This is a genomic window from Caldicoprobacter guelmensis (assembly GCF_016908415.1).
Taxonomy (GTDB): Bacteria; Bacillota; Clostridia; order Caldicoprobacterales; family Caldicoprobacteraceae; genus Caldicoprobacter; species Caldicoprobacter guelmensis.
The window spans coordinates 125,200-140,581 of record NZ_JAFBDW010000001.1 but is presented as its reverse complement, the minus strand read 5'-3'; the positions used below and the strand labels follow the sequence as shown (position 1 = coordinate 140,581).

General features: G+C 47.2%; 18 protein-coding genes. 1 reads left to right on the top strand and 17 read right to left on the bottom strand.

Annotated elements, in window-relative coordinates; translation table 11 throughout:
- Positions 1 to 45 precede the first annotated feature (45 nt).
- Positions 46 to 828, bottom strand: a complete 783-nt coding sequence (gene surE / locus JOD02_RS00775; protein ID WP_204486038.1) for a 5'/3'-nucleotidase SurE — start codon at positions 826 to 828, stop codon at positions 46 to 48.
- Between the two features lie 183 nt (positions 829 to 1,011).
- Here surE and JOD02_RS00770 point away from each other — a divergent pair, with 183 nt between their 5' ends.
- A complete protein-coding gene (locus JOD02_RS00770) occupies positions 1,012 to 1,650 on the top strand; it encodes a hypothetical protein (RefSeq protein WP_204486036.1) in 639 nt (212 codons plus the stop codon).
- Between the two features lie 133 nt (positions 1,651 to 1,783).
- Here JOD02_RS00770 and JOD02_RS00765 read toward each other — a convergent pair whose 3' ends face one another.
- The 16 genes from JOD02_RS00765 to JOD02_RS00690 all read right to left on the bottom strand — a co-directional run bounded on the left by JOD02_RS00765 (position 1,784) and on the right by JOD02_RS00690 (position 15,341).
- Entirely contained in the window at positions 1,784 to 3,181 is a 1,398-nt protein-coding gene (locus tag JOD02_RS00765) for an oxaloacetate decarboxylase subunit alpha (RefSeq protein WP_204486034.1), read from the bottom strand.
- A gap of 32 nt (positions 3,182 to 3,213) precedes the next feature.
- Positions 3,214 to 4,383 carry a sodium ion-translocating decarboxylase subunit beta gene (locus JOD02_RS00760; protein ID WP_204486032.1) on the bottom strand — a complete coding sequence of 390 codons (1,170 nt, stop codon included), beginning with the start codon at positions 4,381 to 4,383 and terminating at the stop codon, positions 3,214 to 3,216.
- Positions 4,384 to 4,406: 23 nt separating this feature from the next.
- Positions 4,407 to 4,826, bottom strand: a complete 420-nt coding sequence (locus JOD02_RS00755; protein WP_204486031.1) for a biotin/lipoyl-containing protein — start codon at positions 4,824 to 4,826, stop codon at positions 4,407 to 4,409.
- 30 nt (positions 4,827 to 4,856) lie between these two features.
- Positions 4,857 to 5,216: an OadG family protein gene (locus tag JOD02_RS00750; protein WP_204486029.1), complete on the bottom strand. Its 360-nt coding sequence runs from the start codon at positions 5,214 to 5,216 to the stop codon at positions 4,857 to 4,859.
- 25 nt (positions 5,217 to 5,241) lie between these two features.
- The gene (locus JOD02_RS00745) at positions 5,242 to 6,792 is read right to left on the bottom strand and encodes an acyl-CoA carboxylase subunit beta (RefSeq protein WP_204486027.1); all 1,551 of its coding nucleotides are present in this window, start codon (positions 6,790 to 6,792) and stop codon (positions 5,242 to 5,244) included.
- A 122-nt stretch (positions 6,793 to 6,914) separates the two neighbouring features.
- Positions 6,915 to 7,775, bottom strand: a complete 861-nt coding sequence (gene speB / locus JOD02_RS00740; RefSeq protein ID WP_204486597.1) for an agmatinase — start codon at positions 7,773 to 7,775, stop codon at positions 6,915 to 6,917.
- A 91-nt stretch (positions 7,776 to 7,866) separates the two neighbouring features.
- Positions 7,867 to 8,703 (bottom strand): polyamine aminopropyltransferase, encoded by an 837-nt coding sequence (gene speE, locus JOD02_RS00735; RefSeq protein WP_204486025.1) that lies wholly within the window; start codon positions 8,701 to 8,703, stop codon positions 7,867 to 7,869.
- A gap of 99 nt (positions 8,704 to 8,802) precedes the next feature.
- Positions 8,803 to 9,210 (bottom strand): GNAT family N-acetyltransferase, encoded by a 408-nt coding sequence (locus JOD02_RS00730; RefSeq protein ID WP_204486024.1) that lies wholly within the window; start codon positions 9,208 to 9,210, stop codon positions 8,803 to 8,805.
- A complete protein-coding gene (locus tag JOD02_RS00725) occupies positions 9,207 to 9,980 on the bottom strand; it encodes a pseudouridine synthase (RefSeq protein ID WP_204486021.1) in 774 nt (257 codons plus the stop codon). The genes JOD02_RS00730 and JOD02_RS00725 overlap by 4 nt, the downstream gene beginning before the upstream one ends.
- Positions 9,981 to 10,016: 36 nt before the next feature.
- On the bottom strand, positions 10,017 to 10,469 hold the full coding sequence (gene ytfJ, locus JOD02_RS00720; protein WP_204486020.1) for a GerW family sporulation protein: 453 nt from the start codon (positions 10,467 to 10,469) through the stop codon (positions 10,017 to 10,019).
- Entirely contained in the window at positions 10,450 to 11,073 is a 624-nt protein-coding gene (locus tag JOD02_RS00715; RefSeq protein ID WP_204486018.1) for a DUF2953 domain-containing protein, read from the bottom strand. Before JOD02_RS00715 ends, ytfJ begins: the two co-directional genes overlap by 20 nt.
- Before the next feature lie 86 nt (positions 11,074 to 11,159).
- Positions 11,160 to 11,669 carry an SMC-Scp complex subunit ScpB gene (scpB, locus tag JOD02_RS00710; RefSeq protein ID WP_204486016.1) on the bottom strand — a complete coding sequence of 170 codons (510 nt, stop codon included), beginning with the start codon at positions 11,667 to 11,669 and terminating at the stop codon, positions 11,160 to 11,162.
- Positions 11,651 to 12,394: a segregation and condensation protein A gene (locus JOD02_RS00705; RefSeq protein ID WP_204486015.1), complete on the bottom strand. Its 744-nt coding sequence runs from the start codon at positions 12,392 to 12,394 to the stop codon at positions 11,651 to 11,653. Before JOD02_RS00705 ends, scpB begins: the two co-directional genes overlap by 19 nt.
- A gap of 27 nt (positions 12,395 to 12,421) precedes the next feature.
- Positions 12,422 to 13,057 carry a site-2 protease family protein gene (locus JOD02_RS00700; protein ID WP_204486013.1) on the bottom strand — a complete coding sequence of 212 codons (636 nt, stop codon included), beginning with the start codon at positions 13,055 to 13,057 and terminating at the stop codon, positions 12,422 to 12,424.
- Between the two features lie 201 nt (positions 13,058 to 13,258).
- The gene (locus tag JOD02_RS00695; RefSeq protein WP_204486011.1) at positions 13,259 to 14,440 is read right to left on the bottom strand and encodes a D-alanyl-D-alanine carboxypeptidase family protein; all 1,182 of its coding nucleotides are present in this window, start codon (positions 14,438 to 14,440) and stop codon (positions 13,259 to 13,261) included.
- Positions 14,441 to 14,528: 88 nt separating this feature from the next.
- Positions 14,529 to 15,341: a purine-nucleoside phosphorylase gene (locus tag JOD02_RS00690; protein WP_204486010.1), complete on the bottom strand. Its 813-nt coding sequence runs from the start codon at positions 15,339 to 15,341 to the stop codon at positions 14,529 to 14,531.
- Between the last annotated feature and the right edge of the window lie 41 nt (positions 15,342 to 15,382).

The following is a 15,382-nucleotide window of genomic DNA, read 5'->3' as shown; positions in this document are numbered from 1 at the left end:
TGGGAATTTATACTCTCCTTCTCCATATAAAAACTCCCCTTTCCTTTAGCCTTTAAACTTTCGCTCTTCAAACCAACTAGCTACACTATCCATAAAAGGATAAAACGTCAAGTCCAGGTGAATCGGCGTAATTGCGACATAGTTTTGCCTCACAGCAGTTATATCGGTATCAGCCTGCCCTTCCTCTTGAGAAGTCTCTATGGCTTCCCCTGTAAGCCAATAATATGGCTTACCCCGCGGGTCCAAACGCTTAATATACGTCTCGGCATACCGCCGTATACCCAATGGCACAACTTTTATCCCCTTTATGTCCTCCTTGGGCACAGCAGGCACATTTACATTGAGCAAAACCCCTTTGGGTAACCCATGTTCAAGCAACTTTTTAGCAACCTCAAATGCCACCTCGCCTGCATACGAAAAGTCATTGGACTTATACGATACCAGCGATATGGCAACTGAAGGTATATCCAGGATGCAACCTTCAATGGCTGCCGACACCGTACCCGAATATATTACATCGGTGCCTAAATTTGGTCCCCTGTTGATGCCAGATATGACCAGGTCGACTTTTCGCTGCATTATTACATCTACACCTATCTTTACGCAGTCAGCCGGGGTACCGTTGATAGAATAGGCTTCAACATCCACACCTGGAAGCTCTACCTGCTCTATTCTGAGGGGCTTGTGTAGGGTAATGGCGTGGCCTATTGCACTTCTCTCCCCATTAGGAGCAGCTACCACCACCTCGCCAAGCCTTTTCATGCTTTGTGCCAGCTGAATGATCCCTTTGGAAAAAATACCGTCATCGTTGCACACCAAAAGCCTCATACCTCATCTCCTTTTGCATTCTCTTTTGTCTACACCATTATATACCAAACACGAGGACATCTCAACACGCCTTACATTTAAATATTTTACCTATCGTTTTCACATATTTTACATAAAAATAGTAGAATACCTGCCTGTGTAAAATATAAACTATGATAAGGTCTAACTGAGGAGTGAGCGTGTTTGATACAGATAGATGACGCGGGGAGCGGAAGCTTAATAGGCGGAACATGCATCGGCGTCATGCGCGTAGAGACGGGTGAATTCGCTTTCGACTTCATTCCAGTCGAATTTTATTACCAAGGCGCCTTTGAAAAAAAGGCATACATACTTAAATGCGAAGAAATAGTGTATTCACTTTTAACCAAACTGCACGTGGATAAAAAGGAAGAAATACAAATATGCCAAGGCTACATGTTTGAGACAGTGAGAGACAAGTTAAGGCATGAAGGATACCATATAATAAGCGTCAAAATCAAAGAGCCCCTTCAGACGGCAATAGAAAACGCTTTTCAACAATATGCTTTAAATCTTGGCCTACCCGCCCAGTACGTAAAATACACCCGGTATCCCCTGCACTTTCACAGGATATTGAGGTGGGTATACGCAGATTACGATAAGCGCCACATTCTATGTAAGACCGGCTGGAAAAGCTGGAAAAAATACGGCCATCTCAATATTGAGGTCACTGAAGACATCCTTTACAAACAAAATTATATGTGTCTCAAATGCGGAAAGAAGATAAATCCAGGCAGCCATGTCAAGGTGTTGAGATACACCAGCAACTGCCCCAACGTCATATACCTTCATCACAAATGTTAGCTCTGTGAGGTTGCCACCCTCAATCAAAACAAAAAGAAGAAGGTGGCCAGCAAGCCATATACTCCACTTTTTGACTTGTTTTTGGCTTGCCTACATACCACCCCTTCAACCCATTTTCCATCTTCACTTTCCCTTAAACGGGATGCACCTTGTTTTCCTCATCCAGCAGAGTGCTATCAATCTTATATTTCTGCGCCTGGCGGTACTTGAAAAAGTTCAGCGCCACCTGTGGGAACAAGGCATAAGAGAGGACATCTTCTTCCTGCTCCATATAAGCCTTTATCTCCTCACGATACTTGTCAAGCGCTGGCTCCAGAGCATCAGCTGGGCGATAAGTGATGGGCTGCTCATCGCCTATGATCTTCTTGCGAACCTCTTCTTTGATTTCCCCTGGAGGTCTGCCGTATTCGCCCCTCACATAGGCTTTTACTTCAGCAGGCACCATCTTATAGCGCTCCCCAAGGATGACGTTGAACACCGCCTGCGTACCCACCATCTGACTGGTAGGAGTAACCAATGGTGGATAGCCCAGGTCCTCCCGCACTCTGGGTATCTCCTTGAGCACCTCTTCATATTTATCCAGCTTGTTCTGCTGCTTAAGCTGGGATACCAGGTTGGACAACATACCGCCTGGCACTTGATAAAGAAGGGTGTTTACATCCACCGACAAAACCTTCGGGTCGAGCAAACCCTTGCTCATATATTTCTCACGCAAAGGCCTAAAGTAATCCGCAATCTTGCTGAGCAAGTCAAGGTCAAGCCCTGTATCGTAAGGCGTATCCTTGAGGGCAGCCACCAACGGTTCAGTGGCCGGCTGTGATGTGCCAAGGGCCATGGGCGAGATAGCACAATCCACCACATCAGCCCCAGCTTCTATGGCCTTGAGATAGGTCATGGATGCCAAACCGCTGGTGTAATGGGAGTGTACCTGGATAGGTATACTCACGGCTTTTTTCAGCTCAGTGACCAGCTCATATGCCCTGTAAGGCGTCAAAAGCCCGGCCATATCCTTTATGCACAGGGAATGAGCTCCCATCTGCTCCAGCGTCTTGGCGGTATCGATGTAGTGCTGTATATCGTGTATGGGACTGATGGTGTACACAACAGTAGCCTGTGCATGGGCACCTTCATCAATGGTAGCCCGAATTGCCGTTTCAAGGTTCCTAACGTCATTTAAGGCGTCAAATATACGTATGATGTCTATGCCGTTGCCCACTGCCCTCTTTACGAACTCCCTGACCACATCATCGGGATAATGCTTGTATCCCAGCAGGTTCTGCCCCCTCAGCAGCATCTGCAACTTGGTCTTCTTCATCTTTTTGCGTATCTTGCGAAGCCTCTCCCATGGGTCCTCATTCAAAAACCTCAAACAGGCATCAAAGGTGGCTCCTCCCCACATCTCTATGGAATAATATCCCACTTCGTCCATCATCTCTGCTACCGGCAGCATCTCTTCGGTGGTCATCCTGGTAGCAATCAATGACTGATGCGCATCCCTAAAAGCGGTCTCGGTTATTCTTACCTTCGCCATATGAATATCCTCCCATTCAAAAGTTTAAGCTATCAACCGAACAGGTTGAGAAGCACTCCTGCCGCAATGGCCGAACCGATAACGCCAGCTACATTAGGCCCCATGGCATGCATCAGAAGGAAATTGGATGGATTCTCCTGTTGGCCCACCACTTGAGACACGCGGGCAGCCATGGGCACAGCCGATACCCCTGCCGAACCTATCAGAGGATTGATCTTGCCTTTTGTTGCCCAGTACATGACCTTGCCAAACAATACGCCCCCTGCAGTGCTAAATGCAAACGCCAAAAGCCCCAAAGCGATAATCTTGAGGGTGTCCGGAGACAAAAACCTCTCAGCGGTAGCCGTTGCCCCTACAGTGACGCCCAGGAATATGGTGATTATATTGATGAGCTCGTTCTGCGCCGTCTTGCTGAGCCGGTCCACCACAAAGCTCTCCCGGAAGAGGTTACCCAGCATGAGCATGCCAAGCAGAGGAGCCGCTGAAGGTACAATGAGCGAACCTACCACAGTTACCACAATGGGGAATAAAACCTTCTCAAGCTTGGACACTGGCCTGAGCTGCTTCATCACCACCTGGCGCTCCTTTTTGGTGGTGAGCACCCGCATTATGGGCGGCTGAATCATAGGTATCAAAGCCATATACGAATAGGCAGCAATTGCAATAGGGCCTAAAAGCTCTGGCTTTAATTTGGAGGTTAAAAATATGGCAGTGGGGCCATCGGCTCCACCGATTATGCCTATTGAAGCAGCGGCGTTGTTATCAAACCCCAGCAACCTTGCCAGGAAAAATGCAGCGAATATCCCCAGCTGTGCGGCCGCACCCAGCAATAAACTACTGGGGTTGGCAATCAGCGGTCCAAAATCAGTCATAGCCCCAATACCCAGGAATATGAGCGGAGGATACACGCCCAGCTTTACGCCCTGATACAGGTAATACAAAAGCCCTCCTATCTGTTTTAGCTTCATCTGGCCGTCTACCATCTCATACTGTGGCTCGGCAGTCAACCCAGCCAATGGCAAATTGGCAAGCATCATGCCAAACGCTATGGGCAAAAGCAATAAAGGTTCGTATTTCTTCTTTATGGCCAGATAAATTAGAAACCAGGATATAAGCAACATCAAGGCCTGCTGCCATGTTATGACAGCAAAGCCCGAATCTTGAATAAAATCGAATATTACTTCAATGAATGGTTTGTTCATTGCTCTACCTCCAGCTTTGTATTTTACTGTAATGCCACCAACACGTCATCAACGTTTACTGACGCTCCCTTGCTCACCTGTATTGAAACAACTTTACCATCTCTTGGGGCCATGATTTCGTTCTCCATCTTCATGGCCTCAAGTATCAACAATACCTGTCCCCTCTTTACCTCGTCCCCCACATTCACCTTTACATCCAGTATGGTACCCGGCATAGGCGCCTTTACCAGCTCGGCTCCGCTGGGTATGGGCTGGGCACTGGGCTTTTGGTCTGCAGCTGTTTCCTGCTTAGGTGTCGCAACGGCTTGAGCTGCCGGCTGAGGCGCTGGCGCCGCCGGAGTTACAGGAACAGCCTGTACAGAAGCACCTCCGGTTTGAGCAGTCAACTCTTCCACTTCAACCTCATATGACTTTCCGTTAACGGTTATGATGAACTTCCTCATGTTTACTTCCTCCTTAACAATAGATTATTTTTAAAGCCTTGTTACAATTTGTTCCTGACGCCCAACCCTGTTCCATATGGGCGTTATGGCAGGAACGCGCTTTATGGACCTTACAACGATGTCATGAGTGGAGCGATGAAGAGAAGCTGCAACAGCAGCGGCTATAACCGCTACCAGCTCCTCATCCTCTTCAACCCGCTCTTGAAGTTGAACAGCGTTATTAACCGCATCGCTTTTCTGTGCAGGTTCAAAAACCTGCTCAGCCTTACTTGCGCTTTTATCGGTAAGCCTGTGTAAGGCTTTGATTATGAACACCAAGCCAATTAAAACGACGAATACGGTTCCCATACCAAGAACCATGACTTTTACACTATCCAAAACAATATCCAATTTTACCCACCTCATTTCAATCTGATCACACAGGTATATTACCATGCTTTTTGGGTGGCCTGTTTTCGCGCTTGCCTTCCAGCATCTGAAGAGCGCTTATAAGCCTTGGCCTTGTAGCCTCAGGTTCGATTATATCGTCGACATAGCCCCGTGCAGCCGCCACATAAGGATTGGCAAAGCGCTGGCGATACTCCTCTATCTTCTGCTGCCTGGCTTGAATTGGGTCAGCTGCGCTCTCTATATCCTTCTTAAATATGATGTTGGCAGCGCCCTCAGGCCCCATCACGGCAATCTCGGCTGTAGGCCACGCCATTACCATGTCAGCCCCCAGATGCTTGCTGCTCATGGCTATATACGCACCGCCATATGCCTTGCGCAAAATGACGTTGATTTTTGGGACTGTTGCCTCGGAATACGCATAAAGCAGCTTTGCACCGTGCCGTATGATGCCGCCGTGTTCTTGATCCACACCCGGCAGATATCCCGGCACATCGGTGAAGGTTATAATTGGGATGTTGAAGGCATCACAGAAGCGCACAAAGCGCGCCGCCTTATCGGAAGCATTGACATCCAGGCACCCTGCCAACTGGCTGGGCTGATTGGCCACAATGCCTACCGACCTGCCATTGAGGCGCGCAAACCCCACCACGATGTTAGGAGCATACAGCGCTTGAACCTCAAAAAACTCGCCATTATCCACTACCCGCCTGATCACATCCTTTACATCATAAGCCTTGTTGGGATTGTCAGGAATGATGTCATTAAGCTCAGGCGCCAACCTGTTGGGGTCGTCCTGGCACTCATAAAGCGGCGGGTCCTCCATGTTATTGAGCGGTAGATAGCTCAACAGCTTCCTTACTGCGGCAAAGCACTCGTCCTCGGTAGCGCTCATGAAGTGGGCAACGCCGCTTATCTTGTTGTGGGTCAAAGCGCCGCCCAAATCCTCGGCCGATACCTTTTCGCCCGTTGCCGCCTCAACCACCTGCGGGCCGGTTATAAACATCTTGCTTATCTTATCCACCATGAACACGAAGTCGGTAAGGGCTGGAGAATAGACCGCCCCACCAGCACACGGCCCTACTATTATGGAAATTTGCGGCACAACCCCTGAAGCCATGGTATTGCGGAAAAAGATCTCGCCATACCCGCTCAAAGCGTCTATCCCTTCCTGTATTCTTGCGCCACCAGAGTCGTTTATGCATATTATCGGACAGCCTGTCTTCATAGCCATGTCCATTATCTTGGTGATCTTCTTGGCGTGCATCTCACCCAGTGAACCACCCATGACGGTAAAGTCCTGGGAATACAGATATACCGGCCTCCCATCGATGGTGGCATAGCCGGTCACCACGCCGTCGGCAGGCATCTTCATCTTGTCCAGGCCGAACTCCACCGACCGATGCTTCACAAAGGCATCGATCTCAACAAAGCTGCCTGGATCCACCAAACGCTCAATCCTCTCGCGAGCAGTCAGTTTGCCGCTCTCGTGCTGCTTCTGAATCTTATCTGGGCCACCGCCTTCACGAATGGCCAGCTTTTGGTCCTGCATAGCCCTTATTTTGTCGTACGTACTCATCCAACACCCTCCAGATCCTCTTAAAATTTTATAAAAAACAAAACTTCTGTCCCTATTTCTTTTTATTCTACATAAATACCTTTTTTCCTTCTTTATTCGAAAAATTTTTTGATAAAAATTTATCAAGCCATTATAAGGACAGCTTCCCTAATTATCTTGGCAGCCAGTATGGAGGTTACCTCGGCCGTATCGTATACCGGGTTTACCTCCACCAGGTCCAGTCCTACGATGTTCAACCCCCTCATCGCCTTTAAAGCCTGAAATATTTCGTGAGGCGTACATCCTCCAGGTTCAGGAGTACCCGTTCCCCAAGCATAAGCAGGGTCCACCACGTCTATGTCGATTGTAATATATACCGGATAAGGCCTTAACACATCTATAACCTCTTCTAAGGGCCGCAAAACCTCAAATGGATAAAAATTGAGATTTTCCCTTGCCCACATAAACTCTTCGCGAGTGCCAGAACGAATGCCGAATTGAAATATGTTCTTTAACGAAACGAACTGGCTACACCGCTTGATCACCGAAGCATGAGAATTTTTCTCACCCAGGTATTCTTCCCTTAGGTCAGCATGGGCATCAAAATGAACAAGCCTAAGACCGTCGCCGTATTTGCCATAAACCGCTTTTACCGCAGGGTATGTAATGAGGTGGTCGCCACCAATGAATAGCGGCTTTTTATCATCTTCCAGTATCTCATGGGCAGCCTGCTGGATAATCTTCAGGCTGGACTCTATATTACCCATTGGAAGTTCTAAATCCCCCACATCAAAAAATCTTATTTCCGAGAGGTCCCTGTCCAAATATGGGCTGTACTCCTCAATGGCGTATGATACCTCCCTAATCTTCTGGGGGGCGAAACGGGCACCCGGCCTATAGCTTACGCTATAGTCCATGGGCGCCCCTACCATTACCACGTCGCCTTCATCATAGGTTTCCCTGCTGCCCATAAAACGACTGCTCCACCTGTACTCCTTCAGCATCTGCATCATTTCCTTTCCATGATAGCTACATAAAACCCCACACTTTTTAAAATGATAATGACAATAAATGATTTTGTCAATACCGCTCAAATCATCCATTGCTTTCTAATAGTTCCTTCACAAATCGTGGCAATTTGAAAACCGATTTATGTATTTCAGGGGAATAATACTTGGTATCAATTGGTAAGATTTGATTCTCGTCTACCTCTAAGGGGTCATACCGCTTTGAGCCTAGGGTAAAACTCCACAGCCCGCTGGGATAAGTGGGAATAGACGCTAGATAAAGTCGTACTATAGGAAATACCTGCTTTATGCTGGTATATGTGTTGCAAATGAGGTCAGCATTAAAGAAAGGGGATTCGGTCTGGGCCACAAAAAGCCCGTCTTCCTTTAAGGCTCTATATATAGACGCATAAAAATCTTTAGCAAACAATCCAGCAGCCGGACCAATGGGTTCAGTAGAATCCACCAACACAACGTCAAAGGCATTTTCATGGCGCGCTATAAACTCTATTCCGTCTTGGAACAGCACCTCGCACCGCGGATCAGAAAGACCACAGCTGACCTCCGGGAGGTATCTTTTGCTGTTTTCAACCACTCTTTCATCGATCTCAACCAGGTATACTTTTTCGACTGAAGGGTGCTTAAGCGTTTCCCTCACTGCTCCACCGTCTCCGCCTCCGATAATTACCACAGTCTTTGGATTGGGATGAGTAAATAGAGGTATGTGGGTGATCATCTCATGGTACACAAACTCGTCTTTGATGGTGGTCTGAACCATGCCATCCAGCACCAGCATCCGTCCAAATTGTTCTGTGTCTATTATGGCCAATTCTTGATACTTGGTCTTTTCCACTACCAGAGTGCATTTGGTTTTACATGTAATTCCAACATTGGGTGTTTGCTTTTCGGTGTACCACAATTCCATCCTTTTCCGCCTCCCAGGTTTTAAAAAATTAATGAAATTTGATATAGAATTATATCAAAAACTTATCCTGTTGTATAGAAAAAATTGCTACGACACACCTTAGCCACAAGCCTTTTGCCCAAAGAAAGATTGAATATCGAGGGCAAGGCACCACTCCCCACCCTGGCTATCAAAGCATTTAAACCCTATCTTCTCGTAAATGTGCTGGTTTTCATCTTTTACTGCAAAAAGCTTTCTAACGCCATCCCCATCAAGTATGTAAGCCAGTGAACGGACAAGGCCATCCATCAAAGCATCTTTATCTAGACTAGGCAACACCACGACATGCTGTATAAATGCGCTTTCACCCTCCCTATAGCCGCTTATGCCCCCCTTTATGACGCCATCTTCTTCAACGACAACCGCAAACCTCTCTCCCTGGGCTGATACAGCAATCAATGGTCGCAACGCCTCATTGCCGTATATCCTATCAATATCTTGCATCTCAATCTTCCTAAAAGTGATCATTTGCTCACCTCCGTCAAGCGCTTAAGTTGCATTACCTCATCATCCTTAAGGTATCTCCACTGTCCGGGCTTTAAATCGCCCAAAGTGAGATTTCCCATGCGCTCCCTCCTTAAAAATTTCACACGGCAGCCGATGGCTTCAAACATCCGCCTTATCTGCCTGTTCCTTCCCTCCCTCAATACTATCTTAAAGGCTGAATTGTCACCCTTTTGCCACAATAGCCTCACTTTATGAGCATGGGCAATGGCATCGCCTATGTCAATCCCCTCTATAAACGCCTGAATCTGTGACTTACTAGGACGCCCTTCTACCACCGCGTAATACTCCTTTTCCACTTCATAACGGGGGTGCATAAGCCTATTTGCCAATTCCCCATCATTGGTGAGAAGCAATAGCCCCTCTGTATCAAAATCCAACCTTCCCACTGGATACACCCTGACAGGCTGATTCCCAACCAGCGATAAAACCGTGGGCCTCCCATGGGTGTCTTTTACCGTAGTCACATACCCCCGTGGCTTATAGAGAAGGATGTATAGCCGTTTTTGTTCGAGGGAAATAGGCCTGCCGTCCACCTTTACCTCGTCCTTTTGTGGGTCAATTTTTAGCCCCAGCTGAGTCACCACTTGGCCATTAACAGTAACTCGACCCTGCTTGATCATCTCCTCACACTTTCTGCGCGAAGCCACTCCACAGTGGGCCATGTATTTTTGCAGGCGCACAGCACATCTCCTTTCAATTCCCTCACTAAAAATACAAATTATAGTATACATCAAGGGGAACATAAAATAAAGGCGGCTTTTGGCCGCCTATTGCACATTTTGTTGAGAAGAGGGATTCTGCCCGCTTTCCTTTTTAGGCCCAATCAGGCGTTGTATCTCTTCCAGCAGCTGGGGGATCATTTCTATGACGCGGTCAGTAGAAGTGCGAAAACGGGCCGGCAAGAGCTTGACCTTGCCACCCCCCACCACCAAAAACGCTACTGGATTGACCGATACGCCTGCTCCACTACCGCCCGCAAAGGGCATGGACGATAAGGCCTCGCCTTCTCCGCCACCTCTACCCTGTTGCTTTTGATCCTTCCCTCCATCCCTGTACTCTCCACCGCCTGCCACAAAGCCGAAGGAAACCTTGGATATCGGTATTATGACGTTCCCGTCTGCCGTCTCTACAGCATCACCCACGATGGTGTTTACATCTATCATCTCTTTGATGTTTTCCATAGTGGTCTTCATGATGTTTTCAATTGGATGCCCTGACAATTTTTTCACCGCCCTTTAATTTTTCAGCTGTTTTTTGCATTCCAGCAATTATAATATCCCTCAATTTAACGGCTATTATGCAGCTCAAATGAAGCTCAAAATCCTCTCTGTCAAACACCGGTACCACATCCACCCTCTTCCCCTTGAGGGAATATCTGTTTTGCAGGTAAGCAACCACCATATACAAAAGCGAAATGAGGCTGCCGCACAGCAGCGCCGTATGTGCGGCATCTGCGGTCCCCAGCCTGAGCGTCACCTCAAAATCTTCCACATTCACTTTATTCTTAATGCGTTTGAAGTACCCGGCGTTTTGCTGAAGTGCCTTCAATCCTTCTTTTAGTAGGTTCACAATTTCCTGTAAAGATATAGCCGCTTCCTCCTGCGCAAATGGCTCCCTCATATTCAAAAAAAACGGATGGGCTGCCTTGGGCTTCATGGCAAAGGCCACTTTCTTGCGTACAAGTCCCCCTAAAGCCCGTATGACTACAAATGACCTGCTCCGCCCGTTCTCTATTTCGATGCTTATCTCTATATATAGAGTAACCATGCTGACCAAAATAAACAGTCCCATCACAGCCAAAGCTATACAAAAATATAAAGCCACCAATGCCTGCACCCCATGCATTTTTTTCTAGTTTCTCACACCTGCAAAAAAAAATGCACAGAATGCAGATAATGCTATAGGGCCTGCTATGGCTCAAGAGGCGGCAAATCTTCTATACTTGACAGCCCAAAGCTTTTTAAAAACACCTCCGTAGTCCCGTACAGCTTGGGTTTGCCTGGCACCTCAAGCCTCCCCACTTCCCGAATCAAGTTCTTCTCCAGCAGCATCGCAAGGGCATGGTCGCACTTTACTCCTCTCAGCTGCTCAATGTCCGACTTGGTCACCGGCTGGTTATAGGCAATGATGGCCAGCGTTTCAAGGCAGGCCCTGGAAAGAGGTTGCTCTTTTGATGCGCCGGTAAACCTGCGAATATACTCTCCGTACTCGGGACGGGTCACCAATTGATACGCATCGTTTAACCTTATAACCTGCAGTCCACGGCATTGGGAAGCATACTCTTCCATCAGCTTATCCATCATGTGCCTCGCAGTATCCATATCCACTTCCAGCACTTCGGCAATATTCCGTACAGATACAGGCTCACCCGCGATAAACAGGATTGCCTCTATTATGGCCATCATCTGTTGTTTTTCCATTTTATCCCCTTCCTTTGAATGAGTATATCAGAAAACGGCCTGGATTGCTGTACCATAATCCAACCCCTGTTTACCATTTCCAACAATGCCAAAAAAGTCACTACGATATACAGCCTGGAAAACCTCTTACTGACCAATTGCGAAAACATCACTTTACCTTTTTTAACCAGTATGGACGTAATCTGCCTTATCCTATCTTGAAGCGATATGGCCTCTGACTTAATGCTACGGACAACAGGTTGCACTTGCTGATGGGCTTTTTTCCTCTCAAGCACGTCTATCATAGCCTTTACGAGGTCCTGCTTGGTCACATTTGAGAATTTTACATCTTCACCTGAATCTATTATCTCTTCCGGCAGCTTACTATACATGTTGGAATACACCATATATCTTTCATTCAGCCAGGCACCTGCATCCTTATACCTTTTGTACTCCTTTAGCCTCTGAATTAACTGCTGCTGGGGATCAAGGTCCTGCTCTTCTGGCTGCGGTGCAGGCTTGGGAAGCAGCTTACATGACTTTATATGAAGCAGTGTGGCCGCCATCACCAAAAACTCGCTGGCGATGTCGATGTCCAGCGCCTGCATTTGATTTAAGTATTCCATGTACTGCGCAGTTATCTCAGATATCGATATATCCTCTATGTTGATTTTAGCCTTGGATATAAGGTGTAGTAAAAGGTCCAGTGGCCCTTCAAAAACATCAAGCTTTACTTGATAACCCAAACCCTTAATTACCCCTTTCCATATGTTTTATCGCAACTGAGAAAGCAAAAGGCTTTGAAGATACATCATCTGCTGGTAAACATATTGAGCGGGAGTTCGCACAATTAAATTGAATCCCCCTAGCAATATAAAAGCAAACAGTATGAACATGCCATAGTACTCATAATTCCAGAAAAATTTAACATTCCTGCGGTAAAACAGCCCTTTTATAATGTGATATCCGTCAAAAGGTGGTATGGGAAGCAAGTTCAAAATTGCAAACACTATGTTAAGCTGCACTACGCGATCAATGATGCCCATCAATACAGCATGAGGGTAAGGAAAGGCCACAACAATAGCCACAGAAATGGCCAATGCTGCAAAAGACAAAAGCATATTGGCAATAGGGCCCGACAGGGACACCAAGATGCTGCCCCACTTCCGGTTTTTGAAGTTTGAGGAGTTGACCTGTACCGGCCTTGCCCACCCAAATTTAAACAGCGCAAACAGTATGAGCCCCAACCAGTCCACATGGGCCAAAGGGTCAAGGGTGAGCCTGCCCTGGTTTTTTGGGGTGGGGTCCCCCAGCCTATAAGCTGTAAAGGCGTGGGCAAACTCGTGGAAGGACATGGCCAAAAACACCGCCGGCAGGCTTAAAAGCACGTCAATCCAGTTTATGTACAATTTAAACAAACCTCCATTCCGTGTATAATAACAGCCTTTTAAAGTTGCAAAAACATCCTATTTGTCTTACAACTTTATTGTACATTATTAGGCCGGTTTATGAAACCCTTTTATTGTTTACAAAGAAAATAAAAATGGGCCAGCCAAACATCGCCGACCCACTTTTATTATCATAAACTCGTTACAACTCAGGTAAATTGCCTATTTTTCTCCATCTGCCTGCCTTTTAAGCCAATTGTTAAATATCTTTCTAAAGTAATCAAACACGCCAGCAACCTCTACCGAGTCACTTGCCACTACATCAACTCTGCCTATCTCCTGGCCGTCCTGCTTTACCACCAATACCCCTACTTTCTGGCCTTGCTTTATAGGAGCCCTCAAGGGAGACGAAATCTGCACCTCTTTAGTGAACTCCTTAGAAGCGCCCTTGCTAACCAACATTGACAGGTTATCGGCTGCCAGTCCCATTATCCTGCTGACCCTCCCCCCAGTGACAGGTATTTCGTTGTGGACGATCTGGCCTTTCTTTATCACCAGCACCGACTCGTAATTTGCAAAGCCGAAATCCAAAAGCTTGCTGGCTTCGCTGAACCTGATTTGAGATGTGGGTGCCCCCAGTATGACGGCTATAAGCCTCAAGTTCCCACGCTTAGCAGTAGCCGAGATACAGTGCCCTGCCTGTTCGGTGTAACCCGTTTTTATGCCGTCACACCCTTGGTAAAACCTAACTAATTTGTTGGTGTTGACCAGCATGGTCTTACCATCCCTCATGTAATCCAGCCATATGGTGCTCCACTTGAAAAAGAGGGGATGTTTCAACAGTTCTCTGCTCATCAATGCAACGTCATACGCTGTGGTGTAATGGTTCTGCGCAGGCAGACCAGTACAGTTGACAAAATGGGTATTCTTCATACCCAACTGCTGCGCCCGTTCGTTCATCTTTTGTACAAACAGCTCATGGCTGCCGTATATCTTTTCAGCCAGGGCAACGCTGCCGTCATTGGCCGATGCCACAATCACGCTCTCAAGAATGGTGGATACCGGGAAAGTCTCACCTGGCGCCAAAAATACAGTAGAACCACCCATGCTGGCCGCATATTCGCTTACATGCACAGGGTCATCCAGCTTTAGCCTGCCGTCCTCTATGGCTTCCATAGCCAGCAAAAGGGTCATTATTTTAGTTATGCTGGCCATTGGAAGCGTCTCATGAGCATTCTTCTCATACAATACAGTACCCGTCTCATAATCCATAAGTAATGCCGCTTTGGACTGTATGGCAAAGGGAAGCTCAGCTACCGGCTGTGCCGCTGCCACCCCAAAAGGCATAAAGGCAAAGACCGCAGTCAGCAGCCAGCAAAGAACAACGCTTCTTGATGTGCTCAATGTAATCCCTCCTATTATTTCATCATCTAGCATTAGGTTTTCCATTGTATAGAAGGTTATGCACATCAAAAAGCGCATAATAAACCCATCAAAGTTTTTCAATAAACCCTAGCAACAGCTTGGCAAAATTATGGGCTGCCCTTCCAGCCGTTTCAATGACCTCTTCATGAGTCAATGGCTTGTCCAGTATCCCCGCCGCCATGTTGGTGATACACGAGACGCCCACCACCTTTAAGCCAGCGTGTACAGCAGCTATAACCTCTGGCACCGTAGACATGCCCACCGCATCGGCCCCCAGCTTTTGCAGCATGCGTATCTCGGCCGGAGTCTCATAGCTGGGACCTGGCATCATGGCATAGACCCCTTCTCTGACCTTAAGGCCCATTTCCTCAGCGGTATTCATGATCAAGCATCTTAGATGTGGGTCATACGCATAGGTCATGTCCGGAAATCGCGGCCCCAAATCATCCATATTTTTCCCCCTCAACGGATTAATGCCCGTCACGTTTATGTGGTCCTTTATGACCATCAAATCGCCTGGCGAAAAATCGGGGTTTACCCCTCCCGCTGAGTTGGTAATTATAAGCAGCTCAACCCCCAAAACCTTCATGGTACGGACAGGCAAAACCACCTGCTCCATATCATAGCCTTCATAATAGTGAAATCGACCTTGAGCCGCTATTACCTTTTTTCCCTTACAAAACCCAACAACAAACCGACCTTTATGTCCTTGCACCGTCGTCTTGGGAAAACCAGGTATTTCCTTATAATCGATAAAGACCGGGTCATCTATATTTTCTACCACATCCCCTAGCCCCGACCCAAGTATCAACCCCACTTGTGGCCGTATATCAATCCTCTTCTTAATAAACTCAGCAGCGTTTTTGTACACACATCTCACTCCTTAGCATCTTATTTTTCTTAGTCCAACGTTACCGTCAA